The sequence below is a fragment of the Alistipes dispar genome (assembly GCF_006542685.1).
GTDB classification, from domain to species: domain Bacteria; phylum Bacteroidota; class Bacteroidia; order Bacteroidales; family Rikenellaceae; genus Alistipes; species Alistipes dispar.
On the sequence record NZ_AP019736.1, the window covers coordinates 734,843 to 755,315 of the forward strand.

Consider the following 20,473-nt stretch of genomic DNA (forward strand, 5'->3'; position numbering starts at 1 on the left):
CCCGCAAGGCGGAAGCTTCCGCCCGCTCTCCGCCCCGGCGGACGGAGGAGGCAAACGGAGGAAGAGAGGGCCGTACCGCGGCATGCGGCCGGACGAGGAAAACGCCCGGCCGCACCGCACCGGCCTATTTCACCACCGGCTTCAGCCGGAACCGGAACGTATAGTCCCCGTAGGGAAGCCTGTACCGCTCTTCGGGCAGGCGGCCCCACGAATCGACGCAGCCCAGTCCCGACTGGCGCAGTTCGAAGTTCACATGCGTCCGGCCGTCCGGCTGAAGCGGTCCGGAGTGCTGCTGCGGCGGAAAATTCGAGACGTCGAGCGCGGCCGTCGAATAGGGCAGCGCCGAAGCCGAGAAGGGTGCGTCGGAGACGATCTCCAGCCCCGATCCCGACGAATCGAGCACCTGCCACCAGCGCACGTCGCACTTCGTGCCCGACTCCTGCGGCCGCACGTACTCGTCGTGGTACTGGTCGGCCACCCGCTGCGCGTACAGTCCCAGGTCGGCCGACGAGAGGCGGTCCGCATAGTTCTCGTGCGCCCCGCGGCCGTAATAGCGGATGCGGTCGTAACGCGCCGGCATCTCCATCGTCATTCCGAACCGGAAGAGGTGCGGAGCCTCCTCCGCCCCGGCCTCCATCCGCTCCTCGACGGTCATCGCGCCCGCACCGTCGATCCGGTACACGAGCGTCAGCGAAGCGCCGGTCCCGGGCAGCGAGTAGCGCGCCGTCACGACGGCCCCGGCCTCCGCCTGCCGCGCCTCGAACGATTCGAGCTTCATCTCCGGATTCTTCCACACGCCCTGCCTGCGGTCGAGCGCGGCCCCGAGGTCGTTCTCCGTCGGTGCGCGCCAGAACTGCGGACGCAGCGAGGCGCCTTCGGCCAGCAGCTCGCGGCCGTCCGTGCAGTAGCGCGAGAGGAACCCGTCGCGCGAGAAGAAGGCCGTCCAGCGGTCGCCCTCGACGCGCGTGCCGCGCTCCCACCGGGACACCCGCACGGTCCCCTCCGAAACCGTATCCGAACCGAAATGCGCTCCGAAATCGTACCCTCGCACGACGAACTGCTGCCGCGCCACCGCGAATCCGGCGTCGAGCAGCGGTTCGGAGTTCTTGAGCCGGTAGGCCACGTTCACCAGCACCTCGCCGGCTCCGGCGGGGAAATCCGCCGCCGAGAAGCCCAGCGCGTATTCGCGGCGCTGCTGCGGCGCCACATCGAGATCGGACACACGCCCCTGCCGGACCGTGCGGCCGTCGGCCACCACCTGCCACTCCAGCTCGCAGTTCTCCAGCGAGCGGAAGAAATTCTCGTTATAGACCCCGACACGGCCCTGCTCCAGCGCGACGGGCTCGGTCCACACCGACTGATACTGCCGCTGCACCTCGCGGGCATGCGGATGCCACGTGCGGTCGGGCGCGACGATGCCGTTGCAGTTGAACGAATTGTCCGTCGCGTCGTAATCGTTGAAGTCGCCGCCGTAACGGAACGACACGCGGCCGTCCGGCTCGTAGTGCGCCAGACCCTGGTCCACGAAGTCCCAGATGAATCCGCCCTGGTAGGCGGGGTATTTGCGCACGAGGTCCCAGTAGAGGTCGAACCCGCCCAGCGAGTTCCCCATGGCGTGCGCGTATTCGCACTGGATGAGCGGTTTGTCCGGATTCGACTCGCAGTACTCCCGGCAGCGCCCGTAATCCCAGTACATCGGGCAGACAATGTCCGTATAGGGCGAACCCTCCTCCGTCTTGTAGCCGATCGCCTGCTCGTACTGCACCGGACGCGACGCGTCATACTCCTTCACCCAGCGGTAGGAGGCCTCGAAATTGGGCCCCATGCCCGCCTCGTTGCCCAGCGACCAGACGATCACCGAGGGATGGTTCTTGTCGCGCAGCACCATCCGGCTGCTGCGCTCCACGTGCGCCTTCGCATAGGCCGGGTTCTTCGCCAGCGTGCTTTCGCCGTATCCCATGCCGTGCGACTCGACGTTGGCCTCGTCCACGACATAGAGCCCGTAACGGTCGCAGAGGTCGTACCACTGCGGGTCGTTCGGGTAGTGACATGTGCGCACCGCGTTGATATTCAACTCCTTCATGATGCGTATATCCTCGATCATCCGCTCACGGCTCACGGCATATCCCTTCAGGGGATCCATCTCGTGACGGTCGGCGCCCTTGATCAGCACGGGCTGCCCGTTCACGAGCAGTTGCCCGCCGCGAATCTCCACCGAGCGGAATCCGACGCACTGCGTGACGGTCTCGGTCACCCGGCGGCCGTCCGACACGGCGATTTCGAGCGTATAGAGGTTCGGCTCCTCGGCCGACCATTTCGCGGGACCGGCCACGTCCAGCTCCGCGGAGGCTGCGCCGTCGCGGGGTTTCAGCGTTCCGGAAGCCACCTCCGCACCCGCCGCGTCGCGCAGCGTCAGCGCGAGGGATTTCACCTGCGGCGTGGTCCGCGTCTCCACGGCCAGCACGGCGTCGCGGTAGTCGGCGTCGAGCGCGGTCGTGATGCGCACGTCCTCGAGGTGCGCCCTGTCGCGCGCCACCAGCTCCACGCTGCGGGCGATGCCCGACAGCCGCCAGAAGTCCTGATCCTCCAGATACGTGCCGTCCGACCAGCGGTAGATCTGCAGCGCGACGAGGTTCTCGCCCGGCCGGAGGTACTTCGTCACGTCGAACTGCGCCGCCAGCTTGCTGTCCTCGCTGTAACCGACGAAGCGGCCGTTGATCCAGACGTAAACGTTCGACGTGGCGGAGCCGATCGAAAGCGTGACCTGCTTTCCGGCCCAGCCGGCCGGCACGTCGAACGTGCGGCGGTAGGAACCCACGTGATTCTCGGTGTCGGGGACGTGCGGCGGATCGTTCCGGAAGTTGCCGCGCCATGCGTAGCCCACATTGACATAGACCGGATCGCCGTATCCGTTCAGCTCCCAGATTCCCGGCACGGGCATCGTGTCCCATGCGCTGTCGTCGTAATCCGTGCGCCAGATGCCGTCGGGCCGCTCCGTCGCGTGGCGCACCCATTTGAAACGCCACACGCCGTCGAGCGACAGCCGCTCGCCCGCCTCGAACGAGGAGCGCATCGGCAGCCGGTTCACGGCATTGACCTCCGGATCGCGCCATTCGGTCCACGTCTGCGCCGCAGCGCCCCATGCAAAGCCCGTCAGGAACCACGCCGTCAGGGCCAGGATTCGTCTTTTCATGACTTTTCGGTTTTATTCGGTTTCAGGTTCGTTCCGTCCGTATCGGAGGTGCAGTCCACGAGGCTCATCTCGCACCGCCGGCAGTCGAAATCGAGCCGGTAGCGGTGCCGGCCGCGTTCGAGCCACAACCCGCCCCGCAGGCGGGGATTTTCGCGCAGGCATTCGCCGATCTCGCGGCGGATGCAGTAGGCCGAGCGCAGCACCGTACGGCCCGCGGTCGTCGGCGCCAGGTCCAGCCCCCGCTCGATCCGCAGCACCCCGTGGTCGCGGTAAAAGGCCTCGGCCAGACGGTTGGTCACGTTCTCCTCGGCCGTGAGGCATTCCGAAGGGTAACGCGCCGCGGGATCCTCGGCGAGAATCCGGTGTTCGGGAACCCGGGCCCGCCGCATCTCCGCGAGCCGTCCGAGCGCCTCGCGGCGCAACCCGGCCACGAGCGACGCGGGGGCGAATCGTTCCGCGCCCCGCACCTCGACCCCGCGCACGGAGAAGATCGTGTCGCCGCTGCGGGCGGCCTGCCGCCGCAGCGCCTCGGCATTGGCCTCCGGATCGTGCGCCGGGCCGAGCTCCACGCGCCGCGACGCCGAGGCCGCGATCCCCTCGCAGTCCGTATAGGTCAGGCGCAGCTCCCCGGCCGAGACCTCCGCGAGCGCCGTGACGGGAATCACCCGCCGCGTGCGGCTGCGCTCGACCCGGAGCGTGAAGGCCCTGTCGTAGTTGCGGAAAACCTCCGCGCCCGGAACGATTCCCTTCATGCGGCGGGGCACGATGCGTCCGCCCTCCGCCGCATTGACGTTCGTGCCGACGAGGCCTCCGGGCGTAACGAAACAGATGCCGTCCCCGGCCGCCAGCGTCCGGCCCTCCGCCGCGTCGAGCCGAAAAGCGCCCCGCTCGACCCGGACGACACGGCCGATGCGCTCGCCCACGGCCTTCGGCGTGTCGAACGACGCCACGCCGGCGCACCGTCCCGCGAAGAAGTATTCGGATTCGCCGCGCGTGAAGCTCTTGGCCGTGTCGGGCGTGAAGTCCGGGACGCTCTCGCCCACGGAGGCCCGTCCGAGACGGGGCCGGGCGGCCAGCGCCTCGTCCGTCGCCCGGCGGTAGAAGGCCACCACGTTGCGGATGTAGTTCACGTCCTTGAGGCGCCCCTCAATCTTGAACGACGTGACGCCCGCATCGAGCAGTTCGCCCAGATGCGCCGACAGATTCATGTCGCGCACCGAGAGCAGGTGCTTCCCCGCGATATAGGTGTGTCCGCGGCCGTCCGTCAGGTCGTAGGTGAGCCGGCAGGGCTGGCTGCATGCGCCGCGGTTGCCGCTGCGTGCGGACATCGACCGCGACAGGAAGCAGCGGCCGCTGTACCCCACGCAGATCGCCCCGTGCACGAAGCACTCCACCTCGGCCCGCGTCGCGCGGCAGATCGCGCGGATTTCGTCGAGCGAAAGGTTCCGCTCCAGAATGACGCGCGCGAACCCCGCCTCGCCCAGGAACCGCGCCCCTTCGGGCGTGCGGTTCGACACCTGCGTCGAGGCATGCAGCTCGACCGGAAGATCCATCCGCCGCAGGGCCATGTCCTGCACGATGAGCGCATCGACCCCCGCGGCGATCAGCTCGCGCGCCTGCCGTTCGGCCTCCTCCAGCTCGTCGTCCCAGAGGAGCGTGTTGAGCGTGGCGTGCACCCGCACGCCGAAGCGGTGGGCATACGCCGCGACGCGGGCGATTTCCTCCGCGGTGTTCCCGGCGGCCTGCCGCGCCCCGAAGCGCGCGCCGCCGATATAGACGGCATCGGCGCCCGCATCGACGGCCACGACGGCCGAGGCGTAATCTTTGGCCGGAGCCAGCAGTTCGACGGTTTTCACAGCGGTGGAATTTTGCACAAAAATACGAAACTATCCGCAATAAACGCCCTCATCCACAAAAATCCATCGCCAACATCCTCGGTAAAAGTCTACGGTCGTTTTTTTGCCCCATATTGCAAAGCCATGGATTCCAGATCCCGGAATTTTGCGGCAAGTTTGCTCATACTATCCTTATCCACCCATGTTTTTGGTTCTCTTTGAGCCATATCCACAAATGCTAGAAACGATAACTTAAATTCATCATATGCATTCTGCAAATCATCTACTAATAGACTTAAATCACTGTTATCCAATGTATTTATACTAATAATCTCATGTATATTTCTTTCAATTTCTTCTCCACATTGATTTAATATCAAAATATCCCAACTGGGACTAACATGAGCCGGGAGAATCATCCGTGTAGGATTCTGCCGCAAATCTATATTCTGACAAAATTCTTCTATCTGTTTGCTATCAGGAATCTTTTTTTCAAATATAGTAGTATATCGTCGAGGATCGTCAATAGAGAACTGCGCTACTTGAATATTTTCAAATAAATATTCTCCCATATTTATCAACCGTTCCATCCGCTTCAACAAAAGTCCATTTATATACCTCATATTACGATACCGCGGTAGAATCACCGTCACAACATATACAATTGTGGCAGAAATAACGGACCAGCAAAGCGAAGACAACCAGCCCGGAATACACAAAGACAGCAATATAACTACTATCGCACACAGTCCAAACAAAAACACACTATCCCATCCTAACAAAAATAAATACTTCCTCATTGTTTATAAAGAATTATCTTTTCTGTTGTTTTTATTTGATTGGTAATTGTTCCACTTTCATCATAATACACATATGTCGTTGTTCCATATCGAATATTATCCGAGTCCGCGTAGGTATAATCTGTTTCTATTTCACTGGACAAAAATCTTTTCCCGGATATATTTACATAATTCACATTTTTTACGCTAATTACCCGACCGATATTATCATATTCATATTCAATATGAGTAGATTCCAATCCATTCTCATCATAAATAATCTGACTGCTAAATTTCTGACTACTCCACGCACAGTTGCACGGCGTACAGTTGCACGACGCATCCGAATCATTTCCCGAAGATGGAATATCGCCGGTTGTAACATCATTTCCAGATTCGATCTTACTTTCGTTTCCGCATGCTTGGATGGCAAGGCTGATAACGGCACCCAAAACAAAGGCCGCAAACAACAAACTCAATTTTTTCAACATAACGCTTCATTAATTTAAATTAAACAAATCTTTCCGCAAAATGGATCGTATGAATGCAAAAAGCGTGGGACAACGTCTGATTCGTTTCTGAGGTATCGCCAAACACCCTTACCCAAATAGACAAAGCCCACGCCATCAGACGCGAGCATCAACCTATTCCCGGGTATTCTTCAATTTGGCGATTTTCAGAAACGAGAATAAAAGCCAACGCTTTTCATATGTCAATCAAACAACGATTCCTTATACCATAGGCATGAATACGTTTCCTTTTTACAAAGATAGTGAAATTCATCGGACCGACAACCGCCGGGGAGTTTTTACCCGATGAAAAAGATACACTTTCACGCATTTTTTGTAATTTTGTTGCTCGTAATGCGAAAACACAAAAAACTTCCGATACCATGCTTACGATCAAGCAAATCCGCGACGACCGCGACGCTGCCGTCCGTAAACTCGCCAAGAAGGGTGTCGACGCCGCACAGGCCATCGACCGGATCCTCGCACTCGACGACCGCCGCAAAGCCATCCAGGTCGAGCTGGACACGACGCTCGCCGCCCAGAACAAGGCCGCCAAGGAGATCGGCGCGCTGATGGGCCAGGGCCGCCGCGACGAGGCCGAGGAGCGCAAGCGCTTCGTGGCCGACCTCAAGGAGAAATCCTCGCGCCTGCAAGCCGAATCGACCGACGTGCAGCAGGAGTTGCAGGCGGCGCTGGTGACGCTCCCGAACTTCCCCGCCGACATCGTGCCCGAAGGCCGGACGGCCGAGGACAACCTCGTGGTGAAGCTCGTGGAGAACTACACCGCCCTGCCCGAGAATCCGCTGCCCCACTGGGAGCTGGCGAAGAAATACGACATCATCGACTTCGATCTGGGCGTGAAGCTCACCGGCGCGGGATTCCCCGTTTACAAGGGCAAGGGCGCACGGTTGCAGCGCGCGCTGATAAACTACTTCCTCGACTGCAACACGCGAGCGGGGTATCTCGAGGTCGAGCCGCCGATCATGGTGAACGAAGCCTCGGGCTTCGGCACGGGCCAACTGCCCGACAAGGAGGGCCAGATGTACCACGCCACGGTCGATAACTTCTACATGATCCCCACGGCCGAAGTTCCCGTGACGAACATCTACCGCGACGTGATCCTCGACGAGAAGGATTTTCCCGTGAAGATGACCGCCTACACGCCCTGCTTCCGCCGCGAAGCCGGTTCCTACGGCAAGGACGTGCGCGGCCTGAACCGCCTGCACCAGTTCGACAAGGTGGAGATCGTGCAACTGTCGCTGCCGGAGCGTTCGTACGAGGCGCTCGACGGCATGGTGGCCCATGTCGAGGGCATCGTCCGCTCGCTCGGCCTGCCGTACCGCATCCTGCGGCTGTGCGGCGGCGACATGTCCTTCACCTCGGCGCTCACCTACGATTTCGAGGTCTACTCCGAGGCGCAGAAGCGCTGGCTGGAAGTCTCCTCGGTCTCCAACTTCGAGTCGTTCCAGGCCAACCGCCTGAAGCTCCGCTACCGCGACGCCGAGAAGAAGATCCGTCTGGCGCACACGCTCAACGGCTCCTCGCTGGCCCTGCCGCGCATCGTGGCCGCGCTGCTCGAAAACTTCCAGACGCCCGAAGGCATCCGCATTCCCGAAGCGCTGGTTCCCTACACGGGATTTGATATTATCGAATAAGTTTCATATATTTGTCGGACACAAACACACACTTTAACAATAAATCTTTACAGCAATGGCTTACAAAATCACCGACACCTGCGTCGCTTGCGGAACCTGCATCGGCGAATGCCCCGTCGAGGCCATCTCGGCCGGCGATATCTACGTGATCGACCCGGACAAGTGCATCGACTGCGGCACGTGCGCAGGCGTCTGCCCGAGCGAGGCGATCTATCGGAGTAACGACGACGACGTAAAATCCGACAACAGCCGCTCCGGGGACCTTCCGGAGCGGCTGTTTTTACGGTCCGCCCCGAAAAACACCGCCATGATCCGCACGATCTGCCTCGCGGCCGCCCTGCTCGCGGCGGCCTGCACCCGCCCGACGGATGACCTGGAACACCGCCTCGACGAGGCGCTGGAGGGCCGCCGCGCCCGGATCGGCGTCGCCGTCCGCACACCCGACGGCCGCACGATCCGCCGCGGAGACGTTCCGCTGCCGCTGCTGAGCGTCTTCAAGGTTCCCGTGGCCCTGGCCGCCCTCGACCGTGCCGCACGCGAACGCATGCCCCTTTCGGCTCCGTTCGACGTAGGTCCCGAACGGCTCGACGGCAATACGTACAGCCCGATGCGCGACTCGCTGCCGCCCGAAGGAGGCACGGTGACGCTCGCCGGCCTGATCCGGTACAGCATTTCGCTGAGCGACAACATCGCCTGCGACCGGCTGCTCGATTTCGCCGGAGGCCCCGCAGCCGTGGAGGAGTACCTCCGCGGGGCGGGCATCGGAGGATTCCGCATCGCGGCCTCCGAACGCACGATGCACCGCGCGACGGAAAACCAGCGCCTCAACACGGCCCCGCCGTCGGCCGTCTGCGAACTCTTCGCCCGCCTGCTGCGGGGCGGACTGCTCCCCGCGGAATACGACGCACTGCTCCGCAGCGCACTGGAGGAGGCCCCGACCGGAGCGAACAAGCTCCGTGCGGGACTGCCCGGCAACGTCCGCCTCGGCCACAAGACCGGCTCCTCAGACCGCACGGCCGAAGGCGTGCGCATCGCCGACAACGACGCGGGCTACGTCCTGCTGCCCGACGGCCGGAGCTACTGTGTCGCGGTCTTCGTCACCGACTCCCGCGAGACGGACGGAACGAATGCCGCCATCGCCGCCGAAATCTCCCGTGCGGCCTACGAATGTTTCACCCGAAACGACCCGTAACGAAATGAACGAACTCGAAAAGATGCGGGCGGGATTCTGGCTACACGCCGTCTGTCCGCCCATCGGCGAGGCCCTGCGCCGGACCGAGGAACTGGTCTTCACACTCAACGCCCTGCCGCCCTCGCGGCGCGAGGAGCGCGAAGCGATTCTGAAACGGCTTTTCGGCCGGGTCGGCCGGAACTGCTGTCTGCACAGCCCGTTCCATTGCGACTTCGGGGAGAGCATCTCCATCGGCGACGACTTCGTGGGGAACTTCGGCCTCACGATCCTCGACGAAGCGCCCGTCACGATCGGCGACCGGGTGCTGATCGGCCCCAACGTGGGCATCTACACCGTGAACCACGCCCTGCTGCCCGACCAGCGGGCCGAAGGGATCATGCGCTCGCTGCCCGTCACGATCGGCAACGACGTCTGGATCGGCGGCCATACGGTCGTAACGCAGGGAGTAGCCATCGGCGACGGCACGGTGATCGGCGCAGGAAGCGTCGTGACGCGCGACATCCCCGCCGGGGTCGTCGCCGTGGGCAACCCCTGCCGCGTCGTGCGGCCCGTCACCGAGGCGGACCGCATCGCTGAAGTCTTTTAGGGCAGGCCGCCTATTCGTACAACAGATACTTCGCCCGCAGTGCGGTAAAACGCGCGACGTCCTCCTGCCAGCGGGCGCGGATCTCCTCGTCGGAAGCTCCGGCGCGGATCATCGGGCGCACCCACCCCACGCCGACGAGCTTCTCGAACATCGGGGTGAAGAACTCCTCGCCCAGCGCCTCCAGATCGCGGTAGGCGTCGATCACATAGCGCAGCGAGAAACCCACCCCGCGCGACTCGCCGAGCGGCATGCCGCTCAGATCGACGCCCCGGCACACGCGCCCTTCGAGCGGCGGGTGCTTGGCCCCGTCCGTCGGACGGGGCGTGAAGGAGAACTCCCGCCCGCGCATATCCGGATGGCCGTAAACCTCGAACGGCCGGTCCGTGCCGCGCCCGAGGCTCACGACCGTCCCCTCGAAGGGGCACAGCGAGGCATAGAGGTAAACGGCGCGCTGCGTCGGCAGGTTGGGCGACGGCGCCACGGGCAGCCGGTATTCGGTGGCATGGGTATAGCCGCGGCACGGGACGACGATCAGATCGCACGGCGCGGCCCAGCCCTCTCCCACGGCCATGCGGGCGATCTCGCCGAGCGTCATGCCGTGCAGCACGGGGATCGGCAGCGCCCCGACGCCCGAACGGTACTTCATGTCGAGCACGGGACCGTCCACTCGCCCGCCGTTGGGATTCGGACGGTCCAGCACGATCACCCTGCGCCCGGCGGCGGCACAGGCGTCCATCATCCGCAGCATGGTGATATGGTAGGTGTAGAACCGCAGCCCCACGTCCTGCATATCGACCACCAGGACGTCGAACGTGCGCATCGTCTCTCCGGAAGGACGGCCCGACCCGCCGTCGTAGAGCGACCGGATCGGAATGCCCGTCCGCGGGTCCTCCGAATCGTCCACACGCTCCCCGGCGTCGGCAGCGCCGCGGAACCCGTGCTCGGGCGAGAAGATGCCCGTCACGCGGAATCCCCTCCCGTGCAGCAGATCGACCAGATGGACCCTCCCGGAGGCGTCGGCGCCCGGCGCACCGGGCATGTCGGCCACGGAGGTCTGATTGGCCAGCACCGCCACGCGGCGCCCTTCGAGCAACGGGAAATAGGCCGTGGTGTCGGTCATCCCGACCCGCGGCTGCGCCAGAACGGCCGGTGCGGCCAGCAGCGCACACACGGCCAGACAACAGAATATCCGACGTTTCATAGGCTTTTACGGATTTTTCGCTCTTCGCTAATACAACGGTCTCCGGGGGACAGCCGCCCGGAGATCAGGGATTCTCCACGAAATGAACCGGATGCCGGTCCCAGTATTTCCGGTAGGTCTCATTCTCCCGGCCGTTCAGATCGAGCTGGTACATCCGGAAGGTCACCGGACGGTTCTTCGGCTGCCACAGCTCCTCGTACGAGTAGCGGTAGGTCATGCCGACGGCCCGCATCACGGCTCCGCTCCGCGGATTGTTCACGTCGTGCGTCGCCGTGACATACGGCGCGCCCGTCCGCTTCAGCCGTGCGATCACCGCCCGGCAGGCCTCGGTGCAGATGCCACGGTTCCAGAACGCCCGTCCGAGGGCGTATCCCAGATCGCGGCTGTCGTCGCCGCTCACATGCACGCAGCCGACAGGCTCCGGCCTTCCTTTCAGGCAGACCGCATAGTAAAGCCCGCCCTGCCGGACCCAGTCGCCGATATACCGCAGGTAGCGCTCCGCCTCCGCCGCATCCCGCAACGAAAACATCGGCAGGAACTCATTGACCTCCGGATCGCCCAAGAAGGCGAGCAGCGCCTCCGCATCCTCCCCGGAAAAACGCCGCAGCAGCAGCCGATCCGTCTCCATGCGATCCGTATCTCCCGCAACCGGCTCCATATTCCTCTTCTTATTACGCCTGCCCGCCGAACTCCATCAGGTAGGCCTTGATGAAGGCGTCCAGGTCGCCGTCCATGACCGCCTCCACGGCCGAGGTCTGCACGCCCGTGCGGTGGTCCTTCACGCGGCGGTCGTCGAAGACGTAGGAGCGTATCTGCGAGCCCCACTCGATCTTCTTCTTCGACGCCTCGAGCGCCTGCTGCGTGGCCATGCGCTTGTCCAGCTCGCGCTGGTAGAGCTTCGACCGGAGGATGCGCATGGCATTCTCGCGGTTCATCAGCTGCGAACGGGTCTCCATGTTCTCGATCAGGAACTCCACCGCCTCGCCCGTGTCGGGGTCCTTGCCGTGGTAACGCAGCCGCACGGCCGTCTCGACCTTATTGACGTTCTGGCCGCCCGCACCCGACGAGCGGAAGGTGTCCCACTCGATGTCGGCCGGGTTGATCCGTATCTCGATCGTATCGTCCACCGCGGGCGAGACGAAGACCGACGCGAAGGTCGTCTGTCGCTTGTTGTTGGCGTTGAAGGGCGACAGGCGCACCATGCGGTGCACGCCGTTCTCGCTCTTGAGGTAGCCGTAGGCGTACTCGCCCTCGAACTCGAGCGTGCAGGACTTCACCCCCACCTCGTCGCCGGCCTGGTAATCCAGCACCTTGACCTTGTAGCCGTGCGCCTCGCCCCAGCGGGTATACATGCGCAGGAGCATCGACGCCCAGTCGAGCGCCTCCGTGCCTCCGGCTCCGGCGTTGATGTCCAGAATCGCCCCCAGCTTGTCCTCGTCGCGGCGCAGCATGTTGCGCATCTCGAGCTGTTCGATACGTTCCAGCGTCCGGGCATACTGCTCGTCGAGTTCGGCCTCCGTCACCACGCCCTCCTTCACGAAGTCGGGCATCAGCTGCAGGTCCTCGACCTCCTTGCACACGGCGTCGTAGTCCTCGACCCACGCCTTGATCCCCGCCACCTTGCGCAACTGCTCGCGCGCCTTGTCGGGATTCTCCCAAAAATCCGGCTCCTGGGTCTTCTCCTCCTCGTTGCGGAGGTCGATGCGTTTCTGCTCGATGCCCAGACACCGCTCCAGCGCCGCACGGCGCCGCTCCATCTCCTTGATCTGCTCTGCAAGTACCATACGTCAGAATTTCATGTTCAGTTTCCGCGACGCGAACTCCAGGATGAAATCCGCCGTTCCCTCGTCGCCGAAGACCGAGGAGTCGATGCAGAGGTGGTAGGTCGCCGCCGCCCCCCAGGTCTTCGAGCTGTAATAATTGTAGTAACCGGCCCTGCGGGCGTCGCCGCGCTCCATCTGCGCACGCGCCTCGTCGGCCGTGCAGCCCGTGCGCGCGCAGATGCGGCGGATGCGATCCGCCTCGGAGGCCGAAATGAAGACATCGACCCGCCGCGGGTGCTCGCGCAGAATGTAATCGGCGCACCGGCCGACGAAGATGCACGACTCGTGCTCGGCCACATCGCGTATCACGTCGCTCTGGATCTTGAACAGCGCGTCGTTCGACAGCACGCTGGTCACCCCGCCGCAGTCGCCCGCGAAGGGCGAGCGCAGGTAGCCGATCATGGTCGAAAGCACGCTGCGCGACTCCTTCTCGTCGGCCTTCTCGAAGAACTCGGCGCACAGGCCGCTCTGCCTGGCCGCCAGCGTCAGCAGCTCCTTGTCGTAGAGCCGGACGCCCAGCCGCCGGGCGATGATCTCCCCGATGTCCTTGCCGCCGCTGCCCAGCTGGCGGCCTATGTTGATTACGAACAGCTCTTTCATGGTCGTCGTTCTGTTTTATTCGTTGGCGGAGCGGGCCGCGATCGCGGCCCGGAATTTCCGCAGTTGATACGTCAGCATGAAGAAGGCCACCACCGTAGCCAGCAGGTCCGACAGGGGCATGGCGCACCACACGCCCCAGCCGCCGCCCCAATCGGTATGGGCCTCGAAGACGCGGGGCAGGAACAGCAGGCCCGGCAGCAGGAAGACCAGCTGGCGCGACAGCGACATGAAGATCGCCTTGCCGGCCATGCCGATACTCTGGAAAAAGTTCGTCGCCACCATCTGGAACCCGATGATCGGGAAGCAGAGGAAGACGATGCGCATGCCGTCCGCGGCCAGCCGCACCAGCTCCTCGTCGGTCGTGAAGAGCGACACGGCCAGATGGGGCATGAACTCCCCGACGACGAAGCCCGAGGAGGTGACGCACACGGCGCATACGATCGTCAGCCGCAGCACCTTGAGCACGCGGTCGTACTGCTGCGCGCCGAAATTGTACCCGGCGATGGGCTGCATGCCCTGGTTGATGCCCATGACGATCATGACGAAGATGAACGCCAGGCGGTTCACGATGCCGTAGGCGCCGATCATCAGATCGCCGCCGTAGGTCTTCAGCCCCTTGTTGATCAGGATGACGATGAAACACGCCGTGAGGTTCATCAGAAAGGGCGACATGCCGATAGCCAGCATGTCGCGGACGAGCCGCCGGCGCAGCCGGTAGATGCCCGGCTGGAAGTGCATCAGCTCGCGGCGGTCCGACAGGATGCGGAACTGCCAGACGAGCGACACGACCTGCGCGATCACCGTGGCGATGGCCGAGCCGCGGATGCCCCAGCCGAAGCCGTAGATGAACAGCGGGTTGAGCGCGGTGTTGATGAGCACCGTGTTGATCGTGGCGTACATCGCCTTGCGGGGATTGCCCGAGGCGCGCAGCACGGCGTTCAGCCCCAGATACATGTGCGTCACGACATTGCCCGCGAGGATCACCGACATGTATTCGCGGGCGTAGCCGATCGTGGCATCGCTCGCGCCGAAGAAGTAGAGTATCGGGTCGAGGAACGCCAGCGCGAGCAGGCCGAAGACGGTTCCGATAATCAGATTGAGCACCAGCACGTTGCCCAGCACCAGGCGGGCCGTGTCGTAGTCGCGCTGTCCCAGACGCATCGACACGAGCGTCGCGGCGCCCACGCCCACGAGCGACCCGAAGGCCGCGGCGAGGTTCATCAGCGGGAAAGTCAGCGCCAGTCCCGAGATGGCCAGAGGTCCCACGCCGTGACCGATGAAGATGCTGTCCACCATGTTGTAGAGCGACGAGGCGGTCATGGCGACCACCGCCGGCACGGCGTATTGCACGAGCAGCTTCCGGATACGCTCGGTCCCGAGCTCCATCGCCGCCGATTTGAGTTCTGTTGTCGGCATAATTCCTCTTTCGTTTTCTCCTTACCGCGGCACGGCCCGGTCGAGCCGGCCGAACCACTCCCCGTAGAGCTCCGGATCGGTCGCCAGCCCCAGCTCCTCGGTGCAGAACGCCTGCGCCGAAGAGGAGTACCACTGCCGCGAGACGTAGATCGTAAGGCACACCTCGCTGGTCTGCTGCGCCGGGGCGACGAGGAAGCTCATGCGGCGGATTTCGCCCGCCACGGGAACCGCGGCTCCGTCATAGGGCAGCACCTGCCGCGCCACGACCAGCCCCGAGCTCCGGTCCGCCGTCTCGACGAAGCACCCCTCGGCGCGCAGGACCCCGAGCAGCAGCGAGAAGGTCTCCTCCGCGCCGACGGTCATGCGGTGGCGCGTCAGCGAGTCGATTTCCTGCGGCGCCGGCATTCCCGAGCCGACGGCCGTGCCCTGACGCGACTGCATGTAGAACGGGGCCGTGCAGCCGCACGCCCCGACCGCTACGACGGCGGCCGCGAGGTATTTGATCCATCCTCCCATTTCCGAACGACTTTCGCATACGGCGGCCGCGGAAATCCCCGGCCGCCCCTTTCCTACTCCAGTTCCCAGTCCGAACCGTCCTTGCGGTCCTTGACGCGGATTCCGGCCGCCGTGAGTCCGTCGCGGATGCGGTCCGACGCGGCCCAGTCCTTCGCGGCCTTCGCCTCCTGCCGCATGGAGAGCAGCATCTCCACCAGCGGCGTCACGTAGTCGCGCCCGGCGGCCGCACCGGCGGCCTTCTCGTCGCGCAGGCCCAGAATGTCGAACGCATAGCGGTGCACGGTGCGCTTCAGCGCGTCGAGGTCGGCCTCCGAGATCGTCTCCCGCCCGTCGGCGATCTGGTTGATCGTCCGCACCCAGTCGAAGAGCGCCGAAATGACCATCGGCGAGTTCAGGTCGTCGTCCATCGCCGCACGGCACCGCTCCTCCAGCTCCGCGGGATTCACCGTCGAAGCGGCCGCAGGGCGGAGCTTCTCCAGCGCCTCGATGCCCTTCATCAGGCGGTCCAGCCCCTTCTCGGCGGCCTGCAAGGCCTCGTTCGAGAAGTCGAGCGTCGAGCGGTAGTGGGCCTGCAGGACGAAGAAGCGGATCGTCATGGGCGAATAGGCCTGCGCGAGCAGCTCGTGCGTCCCCGCGAACAGTTCCCCGAGGGTGATGAAGTTGCCCAGCGACTTGCCCATCTTCTGCCCGTTGATCGTAATCATGTTGTTGTGCACCCAATAGCGTGCCGAATCGTGCCCGAGCGCCGCCGTGGACTGCGCGATCTCGCACTCGTGGTGCGGGAACATCAGGTCCATGCCGCCGCCGTGAATGTCGAACCGCTCGCCCAGGTAGCGCATCGACATGGCCGAGCACTCCATGTGCCAGCCGGGGAATCCTTCGCTCCACGGCGAGGGCCAGCGCATGATGTGTTCGGGCGAGGCCTTCTTCCACAGCGCGAAGTCGTAGGAGTGGCGCTTGTCCGACTGCCCGTCCAGTTCGCGCGTGTTGGCCACGATATCCTCCAGATTGCGGCCCGAGAGGCGGCCGTAGCGGTATTTCCCGTTGTACTTCTCGACGTCGAAATAGACCGACCCGTTCGAGACGTAGGCGAACCCGTCGTCGAGAATGCGCCGGATCAGCTCGATCTGCTCGATGATATGGCCCGAGGCGTAGGGCTCGATCGAGGGCGTCTCGACGTTGAGCGCATCCATCGCCCTGTGGTAGCGCTCCGTGTAGTAGTGCGCCACCTCCATCGGTTCGAGCTGCTCGAGCCGTGCCTTCTTGGCGATCTTGTCCTCGCCCTCGTCAGCGTCGTGCTCCAGATGGCCCACGTCCGTCACGTTGCGCACGTAGCGCACCTTGTAGCCCGAAGCCTTCAGGTAGCGGAACAGGAGGTCGAACGTCACCGCCGGCCGGGCATGCCCCAGGTGGGGATCGCCGTAAACGGTCGGTCCGCAGACATACATGCCGACGCGCCCGGCCACGAGCGGCTCGAAGGTCTCCTTGCGGCGGGTGAGCGTATTGTAAAGTACGAGTTTGGAATCCATAGCGCTTTTTGAAAAAAATCGTTTCGAACGGGTAAAGTTACGACTTTTTCGCCACATATCGGCCATTTCCCGCCGAAAAAATCCCCTGCGGCGGAGTTTTCCGCACGCACCGCGTAATAAGAATTGGAAGTCCGGCGTTAAATAGCTATATTTGCCGAGATAAACCCGTATCATATACTGTATATGACATTTTTCAAACGCTGGAACAACATCGTCGGATGGGCCGTCTTCGCCATCGCCGCGATGGTTTACCTTCTGACGATGGAACCCGTTTCGAGTCTCTGGGACTGCTCGGAGTTCATCGCCACCTCCTACAAACTCGAAGTGGGCCACCCGCCCGGAGCGCCGCTGTTCATGATGCTGGCGCGTCTGGCCACGCTCTTCGCCTTCGGCAACCCCGACTACGTGGGCATCGCCGTCAATACGATGAACTCCCTGGCCAGCGCCTTCTGCATCCTCTTCCTCTTCTGGACGATCACCCACCTGGCGCGGCGCATGATGACCCGCGGCGGCGCCCCCTCGCCCGCACAGACATGGGCCGCGCTGGGCGCCGGAGCCGTCGGCGCGCTGGCCTACACCTTCACCGACACCTTCTGGTTCTCGGCCATCGAGGGCGAGGTCTATGCCCTCTCGTCCATGTTCACGGCCCTCGTGGTCTGGCTCATGCTCAAATGGGAGGAGCAGGCCGACCAGCCCCACGCCTCGCGCTGGATCGTGCTGATCGCCTACCTGATGGGCCTCTCGATCGGCGTGCACATCCTCAACCTGCTGACCATCCCCACGCTGGCGTTCATCTACTACTTCCGCACGACCGACCGCGTGACGTGGCGCGGCGTCGCGTGGACGACGCTCGCGGCCGGGGCCGTGCTCGTGTTCATCAACAACATCATCATCCCCTACACGGTCTGGATCGGCGCGCAGATCGACACGCTGGCGGTCAATACGCTGGGGCTTCCGGTCAATTCGGGCATGGTGGTCTTCGCGCTGGCGCTCATCCTCGGACTGGGCTGGGCCTCGTGGAAGGCCCACCGCCGGGGGCGCGTCGTCCTGAACATCCTGCTGCTCTCGACGACGATGATCCTCGTGGGCTTCTCCTCCTACGCCTCGATGACCATCCGCGCCGCGGCCAACCCGCCGATGAACTCCAACAACCCGAACAATCCGCACGCGCTGCTGGCGGTGCTCAACCGCGACCAGTACGGCAGCCGCCCGCTGCTCTACGGCCCCTACTTCTCGGCGCCTCCCGAGGCGCTCGTGGAGAAGGAGGTCACCTACCTCGACGAGGACGGGCGCTACAAGACGGCGCGTATCCCCTCGCACTACACCCACGCCCCGGAATTCATGCACCTCTTCCCCCGCATGTGGGACGCTAACAAGGACGAACGGGAGTACAAACAGTGGGGCGCCTACCGCACCCGCACCGAGATCGCACGCGACGAAAACGGCGAGGCGGTCCGCGACGAGCAGGGGCGTCCGGTGCGGCAGGAGGTGCTCGACTTCGGCCGCAGGCGCACCTATACGGACTCCTACGGCGACACGCGCGCCGTGACCGAACCCACCTTCGGGGAGAACCTCCACTACTTCTTCAACTACCAGCTCTCGTACATGTACTGGCGCTACTTCCTCTGGAACTTCGTGGGGCGCCAGAGCGACATACAACCCACGCGCACGACGATCACCGACGGCAACTGGCTCTCGGGCATCAAATGGATCGACGAGAAGTACCTCGGACCGCAGGAGAACCTGCCGCGCGAGGTGGCCGGCAACAAGGGCCGCAACACCTACTACTTCCTGCCGTTCCTGCTGGGACTCGTCGGGCTGCTCTACCAGCTCAACCGCGACCCGCGCAACTTCTCGATCGTCATGTGGCTATTCATCATGACGGGTATCGCGCTAGTCTTCTACTTCAACACCTCGCCGGGCGAACCCCGCGAACGCGACTACGTCTATGCCGGCTCGTTCTACGCCTTCTCGATCTGGATCGGCTTCGGCGTGCTGGCCCTGCGCGAACTCTTCGCACGGCTGACCGGGCGCGACACGGCGGCGACCGTCGCCGCAACGGCCGTCTGCATGGCCGTGCCCGCGATTCTGGCGGCCCAGAACTGGGACGACCACGACCGGTCGGGCCGCTACATGGCGCGCGACATCGGCTGGAACTACCTCCAGTCCACGCTGCCCAACTCCATCATCATCAACTACGGCGACAACGACACCTTCCCGCTCTGGAACAATCAGGAGGTCTATGGCGTGCGTCCCGACGTGCGGATCATGAACACCTCCTATCTGGGCGGCGAATGGTACATCGACGAGATGAAGACCCGCGCCAACGACGCTCCGGGCGTGCCCTTCTCGCTGCCCAAGAGCAAATACACCCATACGAACGACTACATCCCGGTATATGACATCGTTGACCATCCGGTGGACATCCGCGAGGTGATCGACTTCGTGCGCAGCGAGGATCCGCGGAGCAAGACCGCGCTCTCCGACGGCACGCCGACCGATTACATTCCCTGCAAGCGCATCGCGCTGCCGGTGAACAAGGAGAACGCCATCGCCTCGGGCATCGTGGCCGAGAAGGACCGCGACCAGATGGTGGACACGGTTTACATCAACCTCAAGAAGAACGCGCTGGCCAAGAACGAGCTGATGCTGCTCGACATGCTGGCCAATTTCGACTGGAAACGCCCGATCTACCTCACGCAGGTCTATATCCTGCAGAACTTCGGACTGATGGACTACCTCCAGTTCGACGGCTACGCCTACCGTTTCGTGCCGATCCTCACCCCGGTACGGAACGCCTACGAAATCGGCCGCATCGACCCCGACTACGCCGCGCCGCTGCTGCGCGACAAGTTCCGCTACGGCAACCTCTCGGACCCGGACATCTACTGCGACTACTTCATCCAGTACAACCTCTCGGCCTCGCACGCCCGGGAAGCCTTCGCCCGCGTGGCCAAGGAGCTGTTGCGGCAGAACCGCGTGGAGGAGGGCGTCGAGCTGCTCGACCTGGGGCTCGAACGGCTCCCGACCTCGCAGATCCGCTTCACGGACGCCAACACCTACCCGTTCCTCGAGGCCTACTACGCCGCTTCGGCGCTCGGTGCGCCGGATGCCGCCGGGAAGGGCGACGCCCTGCTGCGCGAATACGCCCGGACGCTCATCGAGTACATCGAGTACTACCTGCAATTCGAGGGAGCGCAGGGCGACATGATCTCGGGTGCGCTCGACGAGAAGCTCGACCAGTTGGGCGACGTTTACTACCTGGCCAGCTACGCCGGACGCCGCGACGTGGTGGCCGAGCTGAACGACTACTACCGTTCGCTGGGCGTCTCGGAGGAGAACCTGCTCGACGCAGGCGACAAGCCCCACGGCGACACGGTGCAGATAGTGACCGCCGGGGAGTGACCGCCGGGGCGAAACGCCCGGCGGACAGGGCCAGCCGGCCAAGCCGGAAAAAGGTTGCAGCCAAAACTGCAACCTTTTTTCATTACGGCCTTTCTGCACCGCCTGCCGCCGGACGGCCGGTCCGGACGCCGGATGCTCCGGACTCCGGACCGGGCCGAAAACAGGACGGTCCCGGATTCCCGGGACCGTCCTGTCTGTCGTCACCGCCCTCGCGGGCACGGAGCACGCGCACGA

15 protein-coding genes are annotated in these 20,473 nt (G+C 63.7%); 4 read left to right on the forward strand and 11 right to left on the reverse strand.

All coding sequences use genetic code 11. From position 1 onward, the window contains the following. Positions 1–124: 124 nt before the first annotated feature. The 4 genes from FME97_RS03380 to FME97_RS03395 all read right to left on the reverse strand — a co-directional run bounded on the left by FME97_RS03380 (position 125) and on the right by FME97_RS03395 (position 6,298). Complete coding sequence (locus FME97_RS03380) at positions 125–3,193, reverse strand: glycoside hydrolase family 2 TIM barrel-domain containing protein (protein WP_141427872.1); 3,069 nt, start codon at positions 3,191–3,193, stop codon at positions 125–127. Continuing rightward, entirely contained in the window at positions 3,190–5,049 is a 1,860-nt protein-coding gene (locus tag FME97_RS03385; protein ID WP_141427873.1) for a peptidase U32 family protein, read from the reverse strand. Before FME97_RS03385 ends, FME97_RS03380 begins: the two co-directional genes overlap by 4 nt. Positions 5,050–5,138: 89 nt before the next feature. Then, complete coding sequence (locus FME97_RS03390; protein WP_141427874.1) at positions 5,139–5,600, reverse strand: hypothetical protein; 462 nt, start codon at positions 5,598–5,600, stop codon at positions 5,139–5,141. 224 nt (positions 5,601–5,824) lie between these two features. After that, the gene (locus tag FME97_RS03395) at positions 5,825–6,298 is read right to left on the reverse strand and encodes a hypothetical protein (RefSeq protein WP_141427875.1); all 474 of its coding nucleotides are present in this window, start codon (positions 6,296–6,298) and stop codon (positions 5,825–5,827) included. A gap of 401 nt (positions 6,299–6,699) precedes the next feature. On the opposite strand from FME97_RS03395, the gene serS reads away from it, so the two are divergent. Genes serS through FME97_RS03410 form a run of 3 tightly spaced genes read left to right on the forward strand, consistent with a single transcriptional unit; the run spans position 6,700 to position 9,749 of the window. Next, positions 6,700–7,971, forward strand: coding sequence for a serine--tRNA ligase (gene serS, locus FME97_RS03400; RefSeq protein ID WP_141427876.1), 1,272 nt, complete (start codon positions 6,700–6,702; stop codon positions 7,969–7,971). Between the two features lie 55 nt (positions 7,972–8,026). Next, positions 8,027–9,163 (forward strand): class A beta-lactamase, encoded by a 1,137-nt coding sequence (gene bla / locus FME97_RS03405; protein ID WP_141427877.1) that lies wholly within the window; start codon positions 8,027–8,029, stop codon positions 9,161–9,163. 4 nt (positions 9,164–9,167) lie between these two features. Next, positions 9,168–9,749 (forward strand): sugar O-acetyltransferase, encoded by a 582-nt coding sequence (locus FME97_RS03410; RefSeq protein WP_141427878.1) that lies wholly within the window; start codon positions 9,168–9,170, stop codon positions 9,747–9,749. 10 nt (positions 9,750–9,759) lie between these two features. On the opposite strand, the gene FME97_RS03415 is transcribed toward FME97_RS03410, so the two are convergent. From FME97_RS03415 to cysS, 7 genes are all read right to left on the reverse strand, one after another. Then, positions 9,760–10,950, reverse strand: a complete 1,191-nt coding sequence (locus tag FME97_RS03415) for an exo-beta-N-acetylmuramidase NamZ family protein (protein WP_141427879.1) — start codon at positions 10,948–10,950, stop codon at positions 9,760–9,762. 64 nt (positions 10,951–11,014) lie between these two features. After that, positions 11,015–11,608 (reverse strand): GNAT family N-acetyltransferase, encoded by a 594-nt coding sequence (locus tag FME97_RS03420; protein ID WP_141427880.1) that lies wholly within the window; start codon positions 11,606–11,608, stop codon positions 11,015–11,017. 13 nt (positions 11,609–11,621) lie between these two features. After that, positions 11,622–12,734, reverse strand: coding sequence for a peptide chain release factor 2 (gene prfB / locus FME97_RS03425; RefSeq protein ID WP_141427881.1), 1,113 nt, complete (start codon positions 12,732–12,734; stop codon positions 11,622–11,624). Between the two features lie 3 nt (positions 12,735–12,737). Beyond that, a complete protein-coding gene (locus tag FME97_RS03430) occupies positions 12,738–13,373 on the reverse strand; it encodes a cytidylate kinase-like family protein (RefSeq protein WP_141427882.1) in 636 nt (211 codons plus the stop codon). Between the two features lie 15 nt (positions 13,374–13,388). Further along, a complete protein-coding gene (locus tag FME97_RS03435) occupies positions 13,389–14,789 on the reverse strand; it encodes an MATE family efflux transporter (protein ID WP_141427883.1) in 1,401 nt (466 codons plus the stop codon). 21 nt (positions 14,790–14,810) lie between these two features. Then, positions 14,811–15,305 (reverse strand): hypothetical protein, encoded by a 495-nt coding sequence (locus FME97_RS03440; RefSeq protein ID WP_141427884.1) that lies wholly within the window; start codon positions 15,303–15,305, stop codon positions 14,811–14,813. Between the two features lie 53 nt (positions 15,306–15,358). After that, positions 15,359–16,834 (reverse strand): cysteine--tRNA ligase, encoded by a 1,476-nt coding sequence (cysS, locus tag FME97_RS03445; protein WP_141427885.1) that lies wholly within the window; start codon positions 16,832–16,834, stop codon positions 15,359–15,361. 183 nt (positions 16,835–17,017) lie between these two features. Between cysS and FME97_RS03450 the strand changes: the two genes are divergently transcribed. Beyond that, positions 17,018–20,239, forward strand: a complete 3,222-nt coding sequence (locus FME97_RS03450) for a glycosyltransferase family 117 protein (protein WP_141427886.1) — start codon at positions 17,018–17,020, stop codon at positions 20,237–20,239. Positions 20,240–20,473 lie beyond the last annotated feature (234 nt).

Excerpts from the sequence above, each read along its gene's own strand:
- cysS (WP_141427885.1), bottom strand. The coding sequence starts at position 16,834 with ATGGATTCCAAACTCGTACTTTACAATACGCTCACCCGCCGCAAGGAG.
- bla (WP_141427877.1), top strand. The coding sequence starts at position 8,027 with ATGGCTTACAAAATCACCGACACCTGCGTCGCTTGCGGAACCTGCATC.
- FME97_RS03440 (WP_141427884.1), bottom strand. The coding sequence starts at position 15,305 with ATGGGAGGATGGATCAAATACCTCGCGGCCGCCGTCGTAGCGGTCGGG.
- FME97_RS03390 (WP_141427874.1), bottom strand. The coding sequence starts at position 5,600 with ATGGGAGAATATTTATTTGAAAATATTCAAGTAGCGCAGTTCTCTATT.
- FME97_RS03410 (WP_141427878.1), top strand. The coding sequence starts at position 9,168 with ATGAACGAACTCGAAAAGATGCGGGCGGGATTCTGGCTACACGCCGTC.
- FME97_RS03450 (WP_141427886.1), top strand. The coding sequence starts at position 17,018 with ATGACATTTTTCAAACGCTGGAACAACATCGTCGGATGGGCCGTCTTC.
- FME97_RS03435 (WP_141427883.1), bottom strand. The coding sequence starts at position 14,789 with ATGCCGACAACAGAACTCAAATCGGCGGCGATGGAGCTCGGGACCGAG.
- FME97_RS03430 (WP_141427882.1), bottom strand. The coding sequence starts at position 13,373 with ATGAAAGAGCTGTTCGTAATCAACATAGGCCGCCAGCTGGGCAGCGGC.
- prfB (WP_141427881.1), bottom strand. The coding sequence starts at position 12,734 with ATGGTACTTGCAGAGCAGATCAAGGAGATGGAGCGGCGCCGTGCGGCG.
- FME97_RS03395 (WP_141427875.1), bottom strand. The coding sequence starts at position 6,298 with ATGTTGAAAAAATTGAGTTTGTTGTTTGCGGCCTTTGTTTTGGGTGCC.
- serS (WP_141427876.1), top strand. The coding sequence starts at position 6,700 with ATGCTTACGATCAAGCAAATCCGCGACGACCGCGACGCTGCCGTCCGT.
- FME97_RS03420 (WP_141427880.1), bottom strand. The coding sequence starts at position 11,608 with ATGGAGCCGGTTGCGGGAGATACGGATCGCATGGAGACGGATCGGCTG.
- FME97_RS03415 (WP_141427879.1), bottom strand. The coding sequence starts at position 10,950 with ATGAAACGTCGGATATTCTGTTGTCTGGCCGTGTGTGCGCTGCTGGCC.
- FME97_RS03380 (WP_141427872.1), bottom strand. The coding sequence starts at position 3,193 with ATGAAAAGACGAATCCTGGCCCTGACGGCGTGGTTCCTGACGGGCTTT.